Raw genomic sequence first — 14,154 nt, 5'->3', positions numbered from 1 at the left:
AATTTAATACAAAAATTCACAATATTACCTTTGTCTTTAGCTTTAATTTTTGAAGTCTTTTATATTTTTAATTAGCTTAAATTGATTAGAACTATGGAATGTCTTTAACATATCATTATGATTGTCAGTACTAAATCTTATATTTGAAAACATTGAATATACATTGAGTACTTCTAAAAGACTATATTTTATTGATGCAGTAAGAGCTTTTGCAATTTTAATGATGTTGCAAGGTCATTTTATTGACACCTTGCTCGAAGCTCAATACAGAGATGATTCAAATTTACCTTATCAAATTTGGTCTTACTTTAGAGGTATTACTGCTCCTACTTTCTTCACTATTTCTGGTCTCATTTTTACCTATTTATTGATTAAAGCAAAACAGAAAGGAAATTCTAAGCAAAGAATGAAAAAAGGTCTGGTGAGAGGCTTAATGCTCATTGGAATAGGCTATGCTTTACGTGCACCTATTTTTGAGTGGCTAATGGGTGAATTTAGAACATATGTTTTAGTAGTTGATGTATTACAGTGCATAGGATTGTCTTTAATTTTAATTGTAGCTTTATACAATATTACCTTTAAGAAAACCTTTATTTTTTCAATCCTCACTCTTATTATAGGCGTTATAATTTTCTCTACAGAACCGCTTTATAGAACATTGGAAGTTAATAATATTCCTTTGGTATTTACTAACTATATAAGTAAAGCTAATGGATCTGTATTTACAATAATACCGTGGTTTGGGTATATGTGTTTTGGAGCTTTTATTGCAACACTTTTTTATAAATACGTTGAAAGACCAAGATTTAAAATTGCTACTGTTCCAGGATTTTTTGTAGTTGGTTTACTTCTAATTTTTCAATCTTCTCAGATACTTAAATATCTTTCTTACAAATTAGATTTTCAACTTTTATTAGATGTTGCTAATTATAACTACCTATACATTCGGCTTGGTGATGTTTTAGTTTTATTCGGCCTTTTCTTCTTATTTGAAAAATATATTAAACAACCGTTAATTCTTAAAATTGGACAAAAGACACTCTCTATATATGTCATTCATTTTATTATAATCTATGGAAGTTTTACAGGGATAGGACTTAATACTATTATTGGTAAAACATTAAACCCTTGGCAAGCCATAATTGGCGCAATCGTTTTCCTATCAACAGTATGTTTTATTTCATTTTATTATGTTAAAACCAATGCCTTCGTTTATTCTGGAATACGAAAGCTCATTGAGAAAATAAAAGCTATTAATAATCCTGATACCAATCAAAACTCTCTTTAATAATCCTGTCTTTTTCGGCTTGAATAAACTCTAAATATGCCTGCGCAGTAGGCGACAAATTTTTGGATTTATGCCATACCAAATGCCAGGTAGTGACTATTGGTAAATCCTCAAATGGTATAATTTGCAAATCACCATTTTTAAGTTCATTTTTTATACCTATAATTGGCATTATAGAATATCCAAGACCTGCAATTACAGCTTGTTTAAGTGCTTCATTTGAGGTTAATTCCATGCGCTTTGGTGTGGCAATATGATGACTAGCAATATACGCTTCCATGGCATTTCTGGTTGCTGATCCTTCTTCTCTATACAACATAGGGTAAGTTTCAAATATTTTCTTTTTCGCCACTCGCCTATTGAACTTTTCTTTGGTTCCACCAACCAAATACAATTTATTTTCCATCAGTTCTACCTTGTTTAAATTAAGTTGATCAGGAACCACTGATACCAATGAAAAGTCAACCTTATTATTTTCTAAACTTTTTATAACGCTAGTTTTATTAGTCACATCCATGACCAAATCAACTCCTCTATTTTGATTTGTAAAATCCGATAAAAAGTATGGCATTACGTATTTACCAGTTGATACTACAGATATTTTTAATCTTCCAGCAATTTGCCCCTTAAAGGCTAAGGTTTTGTAATTAATTGCTTGTACTTCATTCAGAATTTTCTCAGCAGCCTCTGCAATTTCTTTTCCAAAATCAGTAACGTATAACTGGCGACCAACCACTTCTGTTAATGGTATAGAAAATTGATCTTGAAATTTCTTTAATTGAATAGAAACCGCCGGTTGACTTAAAAACAATGCTTCTGACGCTTTGGTAATGCTTTTTAACTGCGTGATTTTTAGAAATATTTGAAGTTGATGTAATGTATAATTCATAATGTTTACTTATGCATGTTATAAAAAAGATATATAAAAATAAATAAATTATTTATATAAACTTTGCAGCAGAAAAAAAAAGCACATTATGGAACATTACAGACAAAATTATTCGAAGGTGCAGGTTGACAGCGTTGATAAAGCTAGGCAAAGTGCTAAGCATGTTGATAAAAAAAGACTAAATCCTAAAATCGTTATTAGCATTGTAATTTTAGCACTTACAGGTCTTATTACGCTTTCTTATATGAATGGTAATATTTTTATAGAAAAAATTGCTATTTGTTCTTTCATTATATCTTGTTTACTTCTAATCAAATTATCTAACGATAGCGTGGTTAAAAAGTAATCACTAACATTAAAGTGTATGTCAGATTCTCACCCTCATAATGACGTAAAGAACGCTGTTCAAAAAGTACAATTAGTTGAAGGTCTTTTTACACCACAAGAAGGCAATCATATTGTAAATGTTTTAATTGAGCAAAAAGTAAACTTCCATAAATTACAGAGAATAAAAATTCGTGAAAATTCTGAAGAAGCCGATACCACATACGAGGATAAACGTATTGAAGAATTAATCCATGAGAAACACACTGCAAAAAGCTACCTAGAAAAAGCGAGAAAAGAAGGTTATAACGTTGTCATCAACGGAACCTTGAATATTTCTTTTGTAAAATAACAGTATCACAACAACTGATAAATCATTTTTATTAATGGACTTACATTTATTATTCGATAATTTAACGAATCCAGCACTCTTGTTCTTTTTTCTTGGAATAATTGCTGTACAACTTAAAAGTGACTTAGAGATTCCGCCTAATTCATCAAAATTTATTTCTCTCTATTTATTATTATCAATTGGTTTTAAAGGTGGACAAGAACTTTCTCATAGCGACTTAAATTTAGAAATTATTTGGTCGCTTTTATTTGGAATATTCTTAGCCGTAATCGTACCTATTTACACCTACTTTATTCTTAGAAGAAAGTTTAACGTTGTTAACTCTGGTGCAATTGCTGCAGCTTACGGTTCAGTGAGTGCTGTAACATTTGTAACTGCAATATCGTTTTTAGAAATTGAGCAAATTTCATTTGGTGGTCATATGGTTGCCGTGATGGCATTGATGGAAGCACCTTCTATTATAGTTGGTCTTTTATTAATTAATATTTATGACAAAGAAAATGCTGTAAAAATAAAAATGGGAAAAGTTGTAAAGCATGCATTAACAAATAGAAGTGTGTTATTAATACTTGGTAGCTTAGTGGTTGGGTATTTAGCTAGTGCCCAACAGGCTGAAGGTATCAAACCATTTACAACTGATATTTTTAAAGGATTCTTAGCAGTGTTCTTATTAGATATGGGAATAACTAGTGGTAAAAAACTGGGTTCATTCTTAAAAAAGGGATGGTTTGCTTTAATATTCGCGCTTATCATACCTATTATTAATGGCTGTTTAGTTGCCGTAATCAGTTCTGCATTTACGGATAGTGAAGGCAACAGATTACTATTTGCAATATTAGCTGCGAGTGCTTCTTATATTGCTGTACCTGCTGCAATGAGAATTGCCGTTCCCAAGGCAAACCCAAGTTTGTATTTACCTATGGCATTAGCTATAACATTCCCTTTTAATATTACATTAGGGATGCCATTGTATTTATGTATTATTCAAGCGTGTAATTGGTTTTAAAACAATTAATTAGGTTTTAATTATTATAATTAGGCTTTCGACTTCGGAAGCCTTTTTTTATTTATATTTAGACAAATACTTTAATTTTATGAGTGTAGCAACCATTGAAAATTTTTATGAGGCGTTCAATAATTTAGATGCTAAAGCTATGTGTTCATTTTACCATGATGCTATTGTTTTTGAAGATCCAGCTTTTGGTAAATTGCAAGGAGACAGAGCTAAAGCCATGTGGTTTATGTTATGTGAATCTCAACAAGGAAAATCGTTTAAAGTTGAAGCATCAGACATAACAGCAAACTCAGCACATTGGGAAGCATATTATACATTTAGTAAAACAGGTAGAAGAATTCATAATAGAATTGATGCTTCATTTGAATTTAAAGATGGTCTAATCTTAGAACATTCAGATCACTTTAATCTGCATAGATGGGCAAAGCAAGCATTAGGATTTAAGGGTTTAATACTTGGTGGAACCGGATTTTTTAAATCTAAATTGAATAAACAAACCAACTATTTGTTGGATAAGTATATAAATAAAAAAGCTATCTGATTTGAGGAAAAAGATAGCTTTCTTAATAGCAATGTTTCTTTTTAGGGACTTTATCTAAAGTTTACTTTATGTTTCATTACGGTTTATAATAATCAAACCTTATGCCATACTAACTATATTCTGGTACTTTACCTTTCACACCTTCAAAAAAAGATTTCATAAACTTAAAATCTTCTTCTATGTTTTCTGTTGGATAAAATGGCTCTGAAACATGATTCGTTTTATTTTCAAAATCTAGCGTAAACATAACTATAGGCACGTTAGCAGCCTTTGCGATGTAATAGAAACCTGTTTTCCACTGTTCTACTTTTTTCCTTGTGCCTTCAGGTGATAACGCAACTCTGAATTCATCTTTACCTTCAAACATCGCTGAAATTTGTTCTACAGAATTCTTTTTTGATGTTCTATCAACAGGCGAACCACCTACCGATTTGAGATACCAACCTAAAGGACCTACAAACAATTCTTTTTTTCCAATAAAATTGGCTTTAACACCAACTACTTTGCGCATAATTACTGCTATAGTAAAATCGTGCCAGCTCGTATGAGGTGCAGCAATAATGACACACTTTTTAATGGAATCACTAGAAAAATTTGTGTTTCCTGTAACTTTCCAGCCTAAAACTTTAGAATAAATAAATTTAGCTAACCAACGCATACTACATCTTCTTGTACAGCGTTTTCAATTTCTCCGAAGTAATCACTTTTTTCCAGCTTTTACCAATAGCATTTTCCCAAAGTGGCTCTAGACTAAGAGCAACATTTATCATAATGTCTATTTCCTCTTCTTCTAGATTTGAACAAACACCTTTTGGCAATTCTATTTGATGCTTTGCTTTCATTTCCTTAAACATAGCTACGCCATCTGGATAAAATTCTTCTAGATGATCAAAAACAATACAATTACCAATTCCATGTTTTATGCCTAATAAATAACTAAGTCCATAACTCATAGCATGAGCTACACCAACTTGCGAGTAAGCGATACTCATACCACCATGCCAAGATGCCATCATTAGCTTATCTTGTGCGTCTTCAGCAGATAAATAATCCCCTAAAAAGATTTCTTTACATAAATCGTAGGCTTTCTCACCATAACTCTGACTAAATGCATTTAAATACGTACCATTTAAGGACTCAATACAATGGACGAAGCAGTCCATGCCAGTATAAAACCACTGATCTTTTGGTACATCTTTAGTTAATTCTGGATCTAAAATAACCTGATCAAAAGGTGTAAAATCACTGTTAATACCTAATTTACGTTCTGGACCTGTAAGAATTGTTGTTCTAGAGACTTCAGCGCCTGTTCCAGATATTGTAGGTACTCCGACATGATATATTGCAGGATTTTTGATTAAATCCCAACCTTGATAGTCTTTAGATTCACCAGGATTTGTTAACATAAGAGATACGGCTTTTGCGATATCCATCACAATTCCTCCACCAATACCAATTATTCCAGAAGGTAACTCACTATATTCTAGAATGATTTCTTCTACTAATTGATCTATCTGAGAAGTTTTTGGTTCTTCATCTGTTGGTACATAGATAATTTTATCACTGTAGGACAACGATATTCTAGAAGTCAACCAATGGTTACCTTTAAAAACATCATCAACATAATAGATAAATGGTGCATTGCGCCCATTGCGTTTTGGTGCAATTATGTCTTCTAGTTGATTAAAACTCCCACGACCAAATACAACTCTGGAAACCATGGGATAATTCTTATATGTCATCTACTTAGTAATCTTTAACAAAAATAAAAACTTCATTCTTTTATTCTAACGAATACACGTAATTTTAAAAGTTCTTTATGATACTTCTAAAATGCTCTGTTTTTAATCTTACATGAACTTTTAGAACTATAATTATCTAAAGCTTTTACTCTAAATACTTTAAAATATCTTTTACATTATTAACTGTCAAATATGACTTTCCTTCCGATTCTTTCTCTGTAACTAATTCGTGCGCCCACGTTGTATGAAATGGAACGTGAATGGCTTGGGCACCAATATTTAACAATGGCAGTATATCACTCTTTAACGAGTTACCTATCATTAAAAACTCGGCCGGATTTATGTCTAAATGATTTAATAAATTTTGATAATTCTCTTCTTTTTTATCGCTTAAAACTTCAATATGATGAAAGTAACCGTTTAAATTAGATTTCTCTAACTTTCTTTCTTGATCTAATAAATCGCCTTTGGTAGCAACTATTAATCTGTAATTCTTACTTAAAATATCTAAAACTTCGGTAACTCCATCTAGTAATTCAACAGGTTTATTCAACATGTCTTTTCCAATATCTAGAATAGCTCCTATAGTTTTGTTTGACACCTCACCATTAGATAGCTCTAATGCCATTTCTACCATTGACAACATAAAACCCTTTACACCATAACCATATAATGGAAGATTTTTAATTTCCATTTTAAACAGTTCTTGATCTATTTTATTTATAGTTTCATATTGTGATAACAGCTTAGCAAATTCTATCTCAGCGTCTCTAAAATAGGTTTCATTCACCCAAAGTGTATCATCTGCATCAAAACCAATAACTTTTATATTAGAATAATCCATCATTTACTTCCAAAGTTTTTTAGCGCGTTCTAAATCTTCAGGAGTGTCAATTTCAACACCTTGTATAGTTGTTTCAACCATTTTTATGCGCTTTCCATATTCTAGATAGCGTATACATTCAATTTTTTCAGTGGCTTCCAAAAATTGCATTGGTAAGGTTGTAAATTCTAGCAAAGCCTCTTTTCTAAAAGCGTAAATACCTTTATGCTTAAAGTATCTCGCATTTGCTTCTTTATCTCTTGGGTACGGAATTGGACTTCTTGAGAAGTATAAGGCAAAATTATTTTGATCTACTATGACCTTAACTGTATTTGGGTTATTGATTTCGTCCCAATCCTTAATTTCTACCATTAATGAAGCTAAATCTATCTCTTTCTTAGCATCAGTCTTAAAAACACTTAAAACTTTCTCTAAGCTTTCTCGTTCGGTGAAAGGTTCATCGCCTTGAACATTTACAACAATATCACAATCAACATTTGCAACGGCTTCTGCTATTCTGTCACTTCCAGATTCATATTCTTGAATGCTCATTATAGCTCTACCTCCATGATTTGTAATCTCATCATAAATAATTTCACTATCAGTTACTACGTATACTTCACTAAACAAACCTGTTGCTACTGTCGCCTCATAAGTTCTAAGTATTACTGACTTTCCTGCTAAATTCTGCATAAGTTTACCAGGAAATCGTGACGCACTATAACGTGCAGGAATCATTGAAATAATCTTCATAAAAATTGTACTGTACGAGTCACAAATATATTATTAATATTCGGTAACTGAACCTTAGTTTTTACCAGAACTGATTCGCTGTAATAATAATTATTTAAATGAAAGCAGTGAATATTTGTTAGATTCCAAAGAGAAATTACTTATTTGTATTACAGAAGACCTTCATTGAACATATCATCCTTAAAACCTATAAGGTATAACTTTTCTTTTGCTCTTGTAACCGCAGTGTATAACCAACGTATATAGTCTTTATCCATTCCATTAGGTAGATAAGGTTGTTCAACAAAAATGGTGTTCCATTGTCCACCTTGTGACTTATGACATGTAATAGCGTAAGAAAACTTTACCTGTAAAGCATTGAAGTATTTATTATTCTTAACGCCTAAAAAACGCTTGTAATTTGATTTTTCATTTGCAAAATCCTTCGATACCTCTTGGTATAATCTGTTTGACTCTTCGTAAGTTAAAGAAGCACTCTCGGCATTGATAGTATCTAGCAATAACACAGTTTCAAAAGGTCTCATACGTGGATAATCTACCATCTTCGCCTTTACTTCAGCAAATTTAAACCCATAAAGTTCTTTAATACTAAAGATTTCTAAAACTTCAATAATATCACCATTTGCTATAAACCCAGCTTCTGTTGTTGGTTTAACCCAGAAATAGTTGTTCTTAACCACCATTAGATAATCACCCGCAGAGATTTCACTCTCATTAAAAAGAATACGCTCTCTTATTTGTTTATTATAGAGGTTGGCTCTTTTATTGCTTCGTACTATTATCGCTGTTTCTTCATAACCATCATTACTGAAAGATTCGTTGATGGCATCCATAATTTCATGACCATCTACCAATCTAACAATATCACTGTAATTGCTAACATCAAACTTAAAACTATCATAAAAACTAGATTCTAAAACAGATCTCAGTTCTGTGGCATTAGCTAGTATGCCTGAATTTTCTTCCTGTCGTACAACTTCATCTAATTCTAAACCTTTTACGTTTTTATTATAGTTAAGATCTAATTTAGTGGCATCTAAAGCAGGACTCAAATCTGATTTAACAGGTGGTAACTGTGCCTTATCACCTATTAACAGCAATTTACATTGATGTCCTGAATACACATATTGCATTAAATCGTCGAGCAGAGATCCATTTTCAAACAATTTAGAATCAGAAGGAACATCTGGAATCATTGAAGCTTCATCAACTATGAAAATTGTGTTTCTATGCTTGTTTGGTTGCATCACAAATTTTACTCCACCACCTTTTTCTTTTTTGGGGAAATATATTTTTTTGTGAATGGTAAAAGCTTCCTTTTTAGAATAATTAGAAATCACCTTAGCTGCTCTTCCAGTAGGTGCTAGTAAAACCGCACTTTTTTTTGATTGCCAAAGGTTAGCAACAATGGTCCCTATTATACTAGTTTTACCAGTACCTGCGTACCCTTTTAGCAGATATAAATTGTTTGATGCCTGATCAAAAATGAACTCTGATAACTGCATTAAGACTTCATCTTGTTTTGAGGTCGGTTGAAATGGAAATTTAGATTTAAGAAGTGTGTAAAATGCAGAAGCATTAGTAACCATAGGACATATTAAATATGTAGCAATATACCATTATTATCTATTTTAGAACTGATTAACTTTTCCACATATTTATTTTGATGATTTTTGTTTCTTATAGTTTTTACGAATAAAAAAAAATTGTAGATTTGCGAGACACCTAACTAATAAATAAAAGTATGTTAAATATCGTTATAGCCGTTGTAGTTATTATTCTCTTAACCATTTTAATCGTTTGGTTAATTGATAAATTTGTACCGAAAAAACTGAAGCCTGTTATTAATCTTGCGCTTTGGGGTTTAATTATATTTTTAGGATACATGACTTTTATGTCAGTTTATGAAGAAATTCAGTTTAATCAGTTAAAAACTGAGCGTTACAAAAAGGTAATTGATCGCCTTGTAGATATTAGAGATTCTCAACTGGCTTACAAAGAAGTTAAAGGAGAATATGCAAACTCGTTTGATAAGCTTATTTCTTTTGTTGAAAATGATAGTGTGCCTATTACGCAGCGTAGAGATACACTTGTATTAGATGAAGAACGTACACGTGCTTATGGAGGAGTTGAAGCATTTAAGACACTTACTTTAATAGACACCTTAAATTATTGGACTGTAAGAGATTCTATATTTAAAGGTAGTGATCGATTTAAAACTATGGACAATATTGGTATTGATGGTATTGACGCTAAATTTAAGCTAGAAGCTGGTAAACTAGATGAGATCCCAGTTTTTGAAGCCAGTGTTGATAAATCAGTTGTTTTATTTGATCAAGACAAAAATCTTATTAAGAACGAAAAGGAAGCTTTCTCAATTGCAGGTGTTAAAGGAGAGTCTGTTAAGATTGGTTCAATGGAAGAGGTAAATACCAGTGGAAACTGGGGTAAAGATCTTTCAAATAAGGAGTAAATTTTGAAAAATATTAATATTAAAGAGTTGTCCATTCAAATAAGTTTGAATGGACTTTCTTTTTGTATCTTAAATAGAACTACTTCTACTATCGAAGTTTTAAAGTCTGTAGCTTTTGAAGAAAAACTTACACCATTTACTGCACTCAATCGCTTAAAAACAGAGTTAGATGATTCAGTTTATAATCAAAATTTTCATTCTGTAAATATCATTCATCAGAATGACTTAGTTGCTCTTGTTCCGGTGGAAATGTACGATGAGAATTATAAAGCTGACTATTTAAAATTCAACAATAAAATACTGAAAACAGATTTTATCACAACTGATGAAATTGCAGTTAATAATGGCATTAATGTTTATATTCCATATGTAAATATCAATAACTATATTTTTGAAAGGTTTGGGGAATTCAGTTATAAACACGCATCTTCTATACTCATAGATAATGTCTTACAAGAAACTAAACCAAAAACGACTCCGCAAGTCTTTATTAACGTTAACTATAGTAACATTGAAGTCATGGTGATAGGTAATAACTCTGATCTCATGCTATTCAATATTTTTGAGAGTACTTGCAAAGAAGACTTTATTTATTATGTACTTTTTGTTTTTGAACAACTTGGACTAGATACCGAACTTTCTGTCATCAAATTATCTGGTTTAATATCTGAAGGAGACGAGTACTATAATCTGCTTTACACCTACGTGAGATATATAGAAATCATTGAGCCTAAACTGAGTTTCAACTTTTCAAATATAACATCTTCTAATCTTCATAATCATTACTTGATTTTAAATTCGTTTTAATGAGAATTATTTCAGGACTATACAAAGGACGAAAAATTGTTGCTCCAAAAAATTTACCTGTCAGACCAACTACAGACATGTCTAAAGAGGCCTTATTCAATATCTTAAATAACCAATATTACTTCGATGATATTTCTGTATTAGATTTATTCTCAGGTACCGGAAACATTAGCTATGAATTCGCATCAAGAGGCACAGAAAATATAACTGCCGTTGATAGTCATTACGACTGCATTAAATTCATCAACCAAACAGCAGAATCTTTTGAGATGCTTTTACAAACAATTAAAAGTGATGTATTTAAATTTTTAGAAACAAATAAAAACAAATACGATATCATTTTTGCTGATCCACCTTATGATTTTGATAAAGAAACGTTTTCAAAAATTCCGAAATTAGTGTTTGAAAATCAACTCTTAGACGAAGAAGGTGTTTTAATTATAGAGCATTCTAAGCATACAGACTTAAGTGATGTAAAGTACTTTTCACAATCAAAAAATTACGGTGGAAATGCTTTTAGTTTTTTTAGATATAATTAGAAGAAAAAATAAAAACCCTTTACAATTTGTAAAGGGTTTTATGTTTCTAAGCAAATCTATAAGCCGAATTCTGTACTCAAAGAGCCCTTATCATTTATCTGAGTTTACTGTTACCAGCAAACTTTAGCTGTCTACCCTCCAACAATCGAACGTGCCACTCTCAAGCGTTGGTTTACATGACATTGCACCACATAGAGTTTACCTGATTTCACTACAGCATTACCTGTACATACTTTCTGTTGCACTTTTCCTAACCTCTCAGCTGGTGGTCATTAACCACTATGTTTGCACTATGGTGTTCGGACTTTCCTACCTTATTTTAAACTCAGTTTAAAACAAGATCGATAAGGCAATCTACTCGTAGCAAAAGTAACTAAATTGTTAATAAATAGTCTTATTTTCTGAGTATTGAATTCTAATTTTTAGATTGAATGTGTAACTTTGTTTTATAATCAATAGCTTCATTTTTTTGGAACATTTTGTAGTATCGGCACGTAAGTATAGACCACAGACATTCAAGGATGTTGTTGGGCAGCAAGCTATTACAAACACGTTACTTAATGCTATTGAAAATAACCATTTAGCCCAGGCTTTATTATTTACAGGTCCACGTGGTGTTGGTAAAACAACTTGCGCTCGTATTCTCGCTAAAATGATTAATAGTGATGGCAATACAAGTGAAGACGAGGATTTTGCATTTAATATTTTTGAGCTCGATGCTGCATCTAACAACTCTGTGGATGACATTAGAAATCTAACCGACCAAGTTAGAATTCCACCTCAAGTTGGTAAATACAAGGTTTATATTATAGATGAGGTACATATGCTATCTCAGGCAGCATTTAATGCCTTTCTAAAAACTTTAGAAGAACCACCAAAGCACTGTATTTTCATTCTTGCGACTACTGAAAAACATAAAATTATCCCTACAATTTTATCGCGTTGTCAGATTTTTGATTTTAAACGCATTACAGTTACTGACGCCAAGGAATATTTAAAATACATTGCAGATGAACAAGGTATCACGGCAGAAGATGATGCACTACATATCATTGCTCAAAAAGCTGATGGTGCTATGCGTGATGCACTTTCAATTTTTGATCGCGTGGTGAGTTTCTCTGGTAAGAATTTAACAAGACAAGCCGTTACAGAAAACCTTAACGTACTAGATTACGAGACTTATTTTAGGAGTACTGACTTTATACTAGAAAATAAGATACCTGAATTATTGGTTCAGTTTAATTCTATCCTTTCAAAGGGATTTGACGGTCATCATTATATTGCTGGTTTAGCCTCGCATTTTAGAGACCTAATGGTTTGTAAAAATCAATCTACTATAGAACTTTTAGAAGTCGGTGAAGAAACCAAACAAAAATATCAAGAGCAATGTGTTAAAACATCTAATGTATTTTTAATGAAAGGTATTCAACTTGCGAATGACTGTGATCTTAAATATAAAACTAGTAAAAATCAACGCTTACTTGTTGAATTAACGCTTATGCAACTTGCCTCTATCACTTATGATGGAGAAAAAAAAAATCATAGACATTTCATAATTCCTCCTTCTTATTTCAGAACTAAAGGCATTAAACCTATTCCAATAAAAAAACCTCTTACTTCAGAATCCTTTGAAGTGAAGACCGTTGCTAAATCACAGGGAAAAGTTCAGACTGAACAAATAAAAGTTGAAACCTCTGCACCAATTCCGACTTTAAGTATTGGTACAAAAAAGAAATCTACATCTGGTCTTTCTCTAAAAAGTATAAGAGAGAAAAAAGCCCATCAAATAAAACAACTAGATGTCGTTGTTGATGAAGAAAATCTACCAAAAGAGCCAGTTGAACAAGAAGAATTGGCAACCGCATGGAATGAATACATTCAATCCCTACATCGTAAAGGTGAAAAAATTATGGCTTCTATTTTAGAAATGGAGGCACCTCATTTAGAAGGAACAGCAATTAAACTGACTTACTCTAATGACACCAACAAAATTGAGTTAGAGCGTTCTCAGTACCCATTGATGGCTTATTTAAAGCAACGTTTAAAAAATTATGACTTGCATTTAGATATATCGGTGAATGAGGAAATAGCAAAGAAATATGCATTCACACCACAAGAAAAATATGATAAACTCAAAGAAAAAAATCCTAACTTAGAGTTGTTACGAAAAACTTTTGGTCTAGACATATAGGTTATGAAAAAATTAGTTGGACTTTTTGTTATTATATGCGCTATTCTTGCCAGTTGTGAAGGCAGACGCTCAAAAAACCAGGCACTTAAAAATAGTATTGAAGAATATAATAAGAGGGTTAATGTGCAAGTTGACGTATTTGAGCCTCTAAATTACAGTGAGCGCGAAGTTGACACCATAATGAGTAATGGTTTTAGAGTAAAGATTAAGTCTTACACTGATATGAATCATAGTGTACTACTTACTAAAATCAAAGACACCATTAATTACCAAACGAGTTATAGAAATTTTAAGTTTGATATTCGAGTAGAGAAAGATGGAAAACTCTTATGTAATGAAACTTACAATAAACAAAAGGTAAACGAATTGTTTGGTTTCAATGATAAGTATTTAGAAAATGATGACCTATATAGTTTT

General features: G+C 31.7%; 16 protein-coding genes and 1 other RNA gene. 10 read left to right on the top strand and 7 right to left on the bottom strand.

Going from position 1 to position 14,154, the window contains the following annotated elements; all coding sequences use genetic code 11:
* Positions 1 to 121: 121 nt before the first annotated feature.
* A complete protein-coding gene (locus tag HRU50_RS13480) occupies positions 122 to 1,288 on the top strand; it encodes a heparan-alpha-glucosaminide N-acetyltransferase domain-containing protein (RefSeq protein WP_296351623.1) in 1,167 nt (388 codons plus the stop codon).
* On the opposite strand, the gene HRU50_RS13475 is transcribed toward HRU50_RS13480, so the two are convergent.
* Entirely contained in the window at positions 1,254 to 2,177 is a 924-nt protein-coding gene (locus tag HRU50_RS13475; RefSeq protein WP_296351622.1) for a LysR family transcriptional regulator, read from the bottom strand. The two genes, HRU50_RS13480 and HRU50_RS13475, sit on opposite strands and share 35 nt — an antisense overlap.
* An 88-nt stretch (positions 2,178 to 2,265) precedes the next feature.
* Here HRU50_RS13475 and HRU50_RS13470 point away from each other — a divergent pair, with 88 nt between their 5' ends.
* The 4 genes from HRU50_RS13470 to HRU50_RS13455 all read left to right on the top strand — a co-directional run bounded on the left by HRU50_RS13470 (position 2,266) and on the right by HRU50_RS13455 (position 4,409).
* Positions 2,266 to 2,523, top strand: a complete 258-nt coding sequence (locus HRU50_RS13470) for a hypothetical protein (protein WP_296351621.1) — start codon at positions 2,266 to 2,268, stop codon at positions 2,521 to 2,523.
* A gap of 18 nt (positions 2,524 to 2,541) precedes the next feature.
* The gene (locus HRU50_RS13465) at positions 2,542 to 2,853 is read left to right on the top strand and encodes a hypothetical protein (protein WP_296351620.1); all 312 of its coding nucleotides are present in this window, start codon (positions 2,542 to 2,544) and stop codon (positions 2,851 to 2,853) included.
* Between the two features lie 34 nt (positions 2,854 to 2,887).
* Positions 2,888 to 3,859 carry a sodium-dependent bicarbonate transport family permease gene (locus HRU50_RS13460; RefSeq protein WP_296351619.1) on the top strand — a complete coding sequence of 324 codons (972 nt, stop codon included), beginning with the start codon at positions 2,888 to 2,890 and terminating at the stop codon, positions 3,857 to 3,859.
* 88 nt (positions 3,860 to 3,947) lie between these two features.
* The gene (locus tag HRU50_RS13455; RefSeq protein ID WP_296351618.1) at positions 3,948 to 4,409 is read left to right on the top strand and encodes a nuclear transport factor 2 family protein; all 462 of its coding nucleotides are present in this window, start codon (positions 3,948 to 3,950) and stop codon (positions 4,407 to 4,409) included.
* Positions 4,410 to 4,518: 109 nt separating this feature from the next.
* On the opposite strand, the gene HRU50_RS13450 is transcribed toward HRU50_RS13455, so the two are convergent.
* The 5 genes from HRU50_RS13450 to HRU50_RS13430 form a co-directional block, all read right to left on the bottom strand.
* A complete protein-coding gene (locus HRU50_RS13450) occupies positions 4,519 to 5,067 on the bottom strand; it encodes a 1-acyl-sn-glycerol-3-phosphate acyltransferase (RefSeq protein ID WP_296351617.1) in 549 nt (182 codons plus the stop codon).
* A 1-nt stretch (position 5,068) separates the two neighbouring features.
* Positions 5,069 to 6,130 (bottom strand): iron-containing alcohol dehydrogenase family protein, encoded by a 1,062-nt coding sequence (locus HRU50_RS13445; protein WP_296351616.1) that lies wholly within the window; start codon positions 6,128 to 6,130, stop codon positions 5,069 to 5,071.
* 166 nt (positions 6,131 to 6,296) lie between these two features.
* Positions 6,297 to 6,995, bottom strand: coding sequence for an HAD family hydrolase (locus HRU50_RS13440; RefSeq protein WP_296351700.1), 699 nt, complete (start codon positions 6,993 to 6,995; stop codon positions 6,297 to 6,299).
* Positions 6,996 to 6,998: 3 nt separating this feature from the next.
* The gene (gene kdsB, locus HRU50_RS13435; protein WP_296351615.1) at positions 6,999 to 7,727 is read right to left on the bottom strand and encodes a 3-deoxy-manno-octulosonate cytidylyltransferase; all 729 of its coding nucleotides are present in this window, start codon (positions 7,725 to 7,727) and stop codon (positions 6,999 to 7,001) included.
* Positions 7,728 to 7,876: 149 nt separating this feature from the next.
* Entirely contained in the window at positions 7,877 to 9,316 is a 1,440-nt protein-coding gene (locus tag HRU50_RS13430) for an AAA family ATPase (protein ID WP_296351614.1), read from the bottom strand.
* Between the two features lie 155 nt (positions 9,317 to 9,471).
* Between HRU50_RS13430 and HRU50_RS13425 the strand changes: the two genes are divergently transcribed.
* The 3 genes from HRU50_RS13425 to rsmD are packed head-to-tail and all read left to right on the top strand — an operon-like array spanning position 9,472 to position 11,546.
* Positions 9,472 to 10,200, top strand: a complete 729-nt coding sequence (locus tag HRU50_RS13425) for a hypothetical protein (RefSeq protein ID WP_296351613.1) — start codon at positions 9,472 to 9,474, stop codon at positions 10,198 to 10,200.
* 3 nt (positions 10,201 to 10,203) lie between these two features.
* Positions 10,204 to 11,007 carry a DUF3822 family protein gene (locus HRU50_RS13420; RefSeq protein WP_296351612.1) on the top strand — a complete coding sequence of 268 codons (804 nt, stop codon included), beginning with the start codon at positions 10,204 to 10,206 and terminating at the stop codon, positions 11,005 to 11,007.
* Positions 11,007 to 11,546 carry a 16S rRNA (guanine(966)-N(2))-methyltransferase RsmD gene (rsmD, locus tag HRU50_RS13415; RefSeq protein WP_296351611.1) on the top strand — a complete coding sequence of 180 codons (540 nt, stop codon included), beginning with the start codon at positions 11,007 to 11,009 and terminating at the stop codon, positions 11,544 to 11,546. Before HRU50_RS13420 ends, rsmD begins: the two co-directional genes overlap by 1 nt.
* Positions 11,547 to 11,589: 43 nt before the next feature.
* On the opposite strand, the gene rnpB is transcribed toward rsmD, so the two are convergent.
* Positions 11,590 to 11,907, bottom strand: an RNA gene (gene rnpB, locus HRU50_RS13410) — RNase P RNA component class A.
* A 108-nt stretch (positions 11,908 to 12,015) separates the two neighbouring features.
* Between rnpB and HRU50_RS13405 the strand changes: the two genes are divergently transcribed.
* Both HRU50_RS13405 and HRU50_RS13400 read left to right on the top strand, forming a co-directional pair.
* The gene (locus HRU50_RS13405) at positions 12,016 to 13,737 is read left to right on the top strand and encodes a DNA polymerase III subunit gamma/tau (RefSeq protein WP_296351610.1); all 1,722 of its coding nucleotides are present in this window, start codon (positions 12,016 to 12,018) and stop codon (positions 13,735 to 13,737) included.
* Between the two features lie 3 nt (positions 13,738 to 13,740).
* Positions 13,741 to 14,154, top strand: a 414-nt coding sequence (locus tag HRU50_RS13400) for a hypothetical protein (protein WP_296351609.1), incomplete at its 3' end; no start/stop codon positions are given.

Origin of the sequence: Winogradskyella sp., from assembly GCF_013213835.1 — a bacterium.
Taxonomy (GTDB): domain Bacteria; phylum Bacteroidota; class Bacteroidia; order Flavobacteriales; family Flavobacteriaceae; genus Winogradskyella.
Note: the sequence above shows the minus strand (reverse complement) of the source record. Positions and strands in the feature narration are given on the sequence as shown.

What these genes read in the sequence shown, in the direction of transcription:
- HRU50_RS13475 (WP_296351622.1), bottom strand. Translation starts at nt 2,177, where the DNA reads ATGAATTATACATTACATCAACTTCAAATATTTCTAAAAATCACGCAG.
- HRU50_RS13470 (WP_296351621.1), top strand. Translation starts at nt 2,266, where the DNA reads ATGGAACATTACAGACAAAATTATTCGAAGGTGCAGGTTGACAGCGTT.
- HRU50_RS13465 (WP_296351620.1), top strand. Translation starts at nt 2,542, where the DNA reads ATGTCAGATTCTCACCCTCATAATGACGTAAAGAACGCTGTTCAAAAA.
- HRU50_RS13460 (WP_296351619.1), top strand. Translation starts at nt 2,888, where the DNA reads ATGGACTTACATTTATTATTCGATAATTTAACGAATCCAGCACTCTTG.
- HRU50_RS13455 (WP_296351618.1), top strand. Translation starts at nt 3,948, where the DNA reads ATGAGTGTAGCAACCATTGAAAATTTTTATGAGGCGTTCAATAATTTA.
- HRU50_RS13450 (WP_296351617.1), bottom strand. Translation starts at nt 5,067, where the DNA reads ATGCGTTGGTTAGCTAAATTTATTTATTCTAAAGTTTTAGGCTGGAAA.
- HRU50_RS13445 (WP_296351616.1), bottom strand. Translation starts at nt 6,130, where the DNA reads ATGGTTTCCAGAGTTGTATTTGGTCGTGGGAGTTTTAATCAACTAGAA.
- HRU50_RS13440 (WP_296351700.1), bottom strand. Translation starts at nt 6,995, where the DNA reads ATGGATTATTCTAATATAAAAGTTATTGGTTTTGATGCAGATGATACA.
- kdsB (WP_296351615.1), bottom strand. Translation starts at nt 7,727, where the DNA reads ATGAAGATTATTTCAATGATTCCTGCACGTTATAGTGCGTCACGATTT.
- HRU50_RS13430 (WP_296351614.1), bottom strand. Translation starts at nt 9,316, where the DNA reads ATGGTTACTAATGCTTCTGCATTTTACACACTTCTTAAATCTAAATTT.
- HRU50_RS13425 (WP_296351613.1), top strand. Translation starts at nt 9,472, where the DNA reads ATGTTAAATATCGTTATAGCCGTTGTAGTTATTATTCTCTTAACCATT.
- rsmD (WP_296351611.1), top strand. Translation starts at nt 11,007, where the DNA reads ATGAGAATTATTTCAGGACTATACAAAGGACGAAAAATTGTTGCTCCA.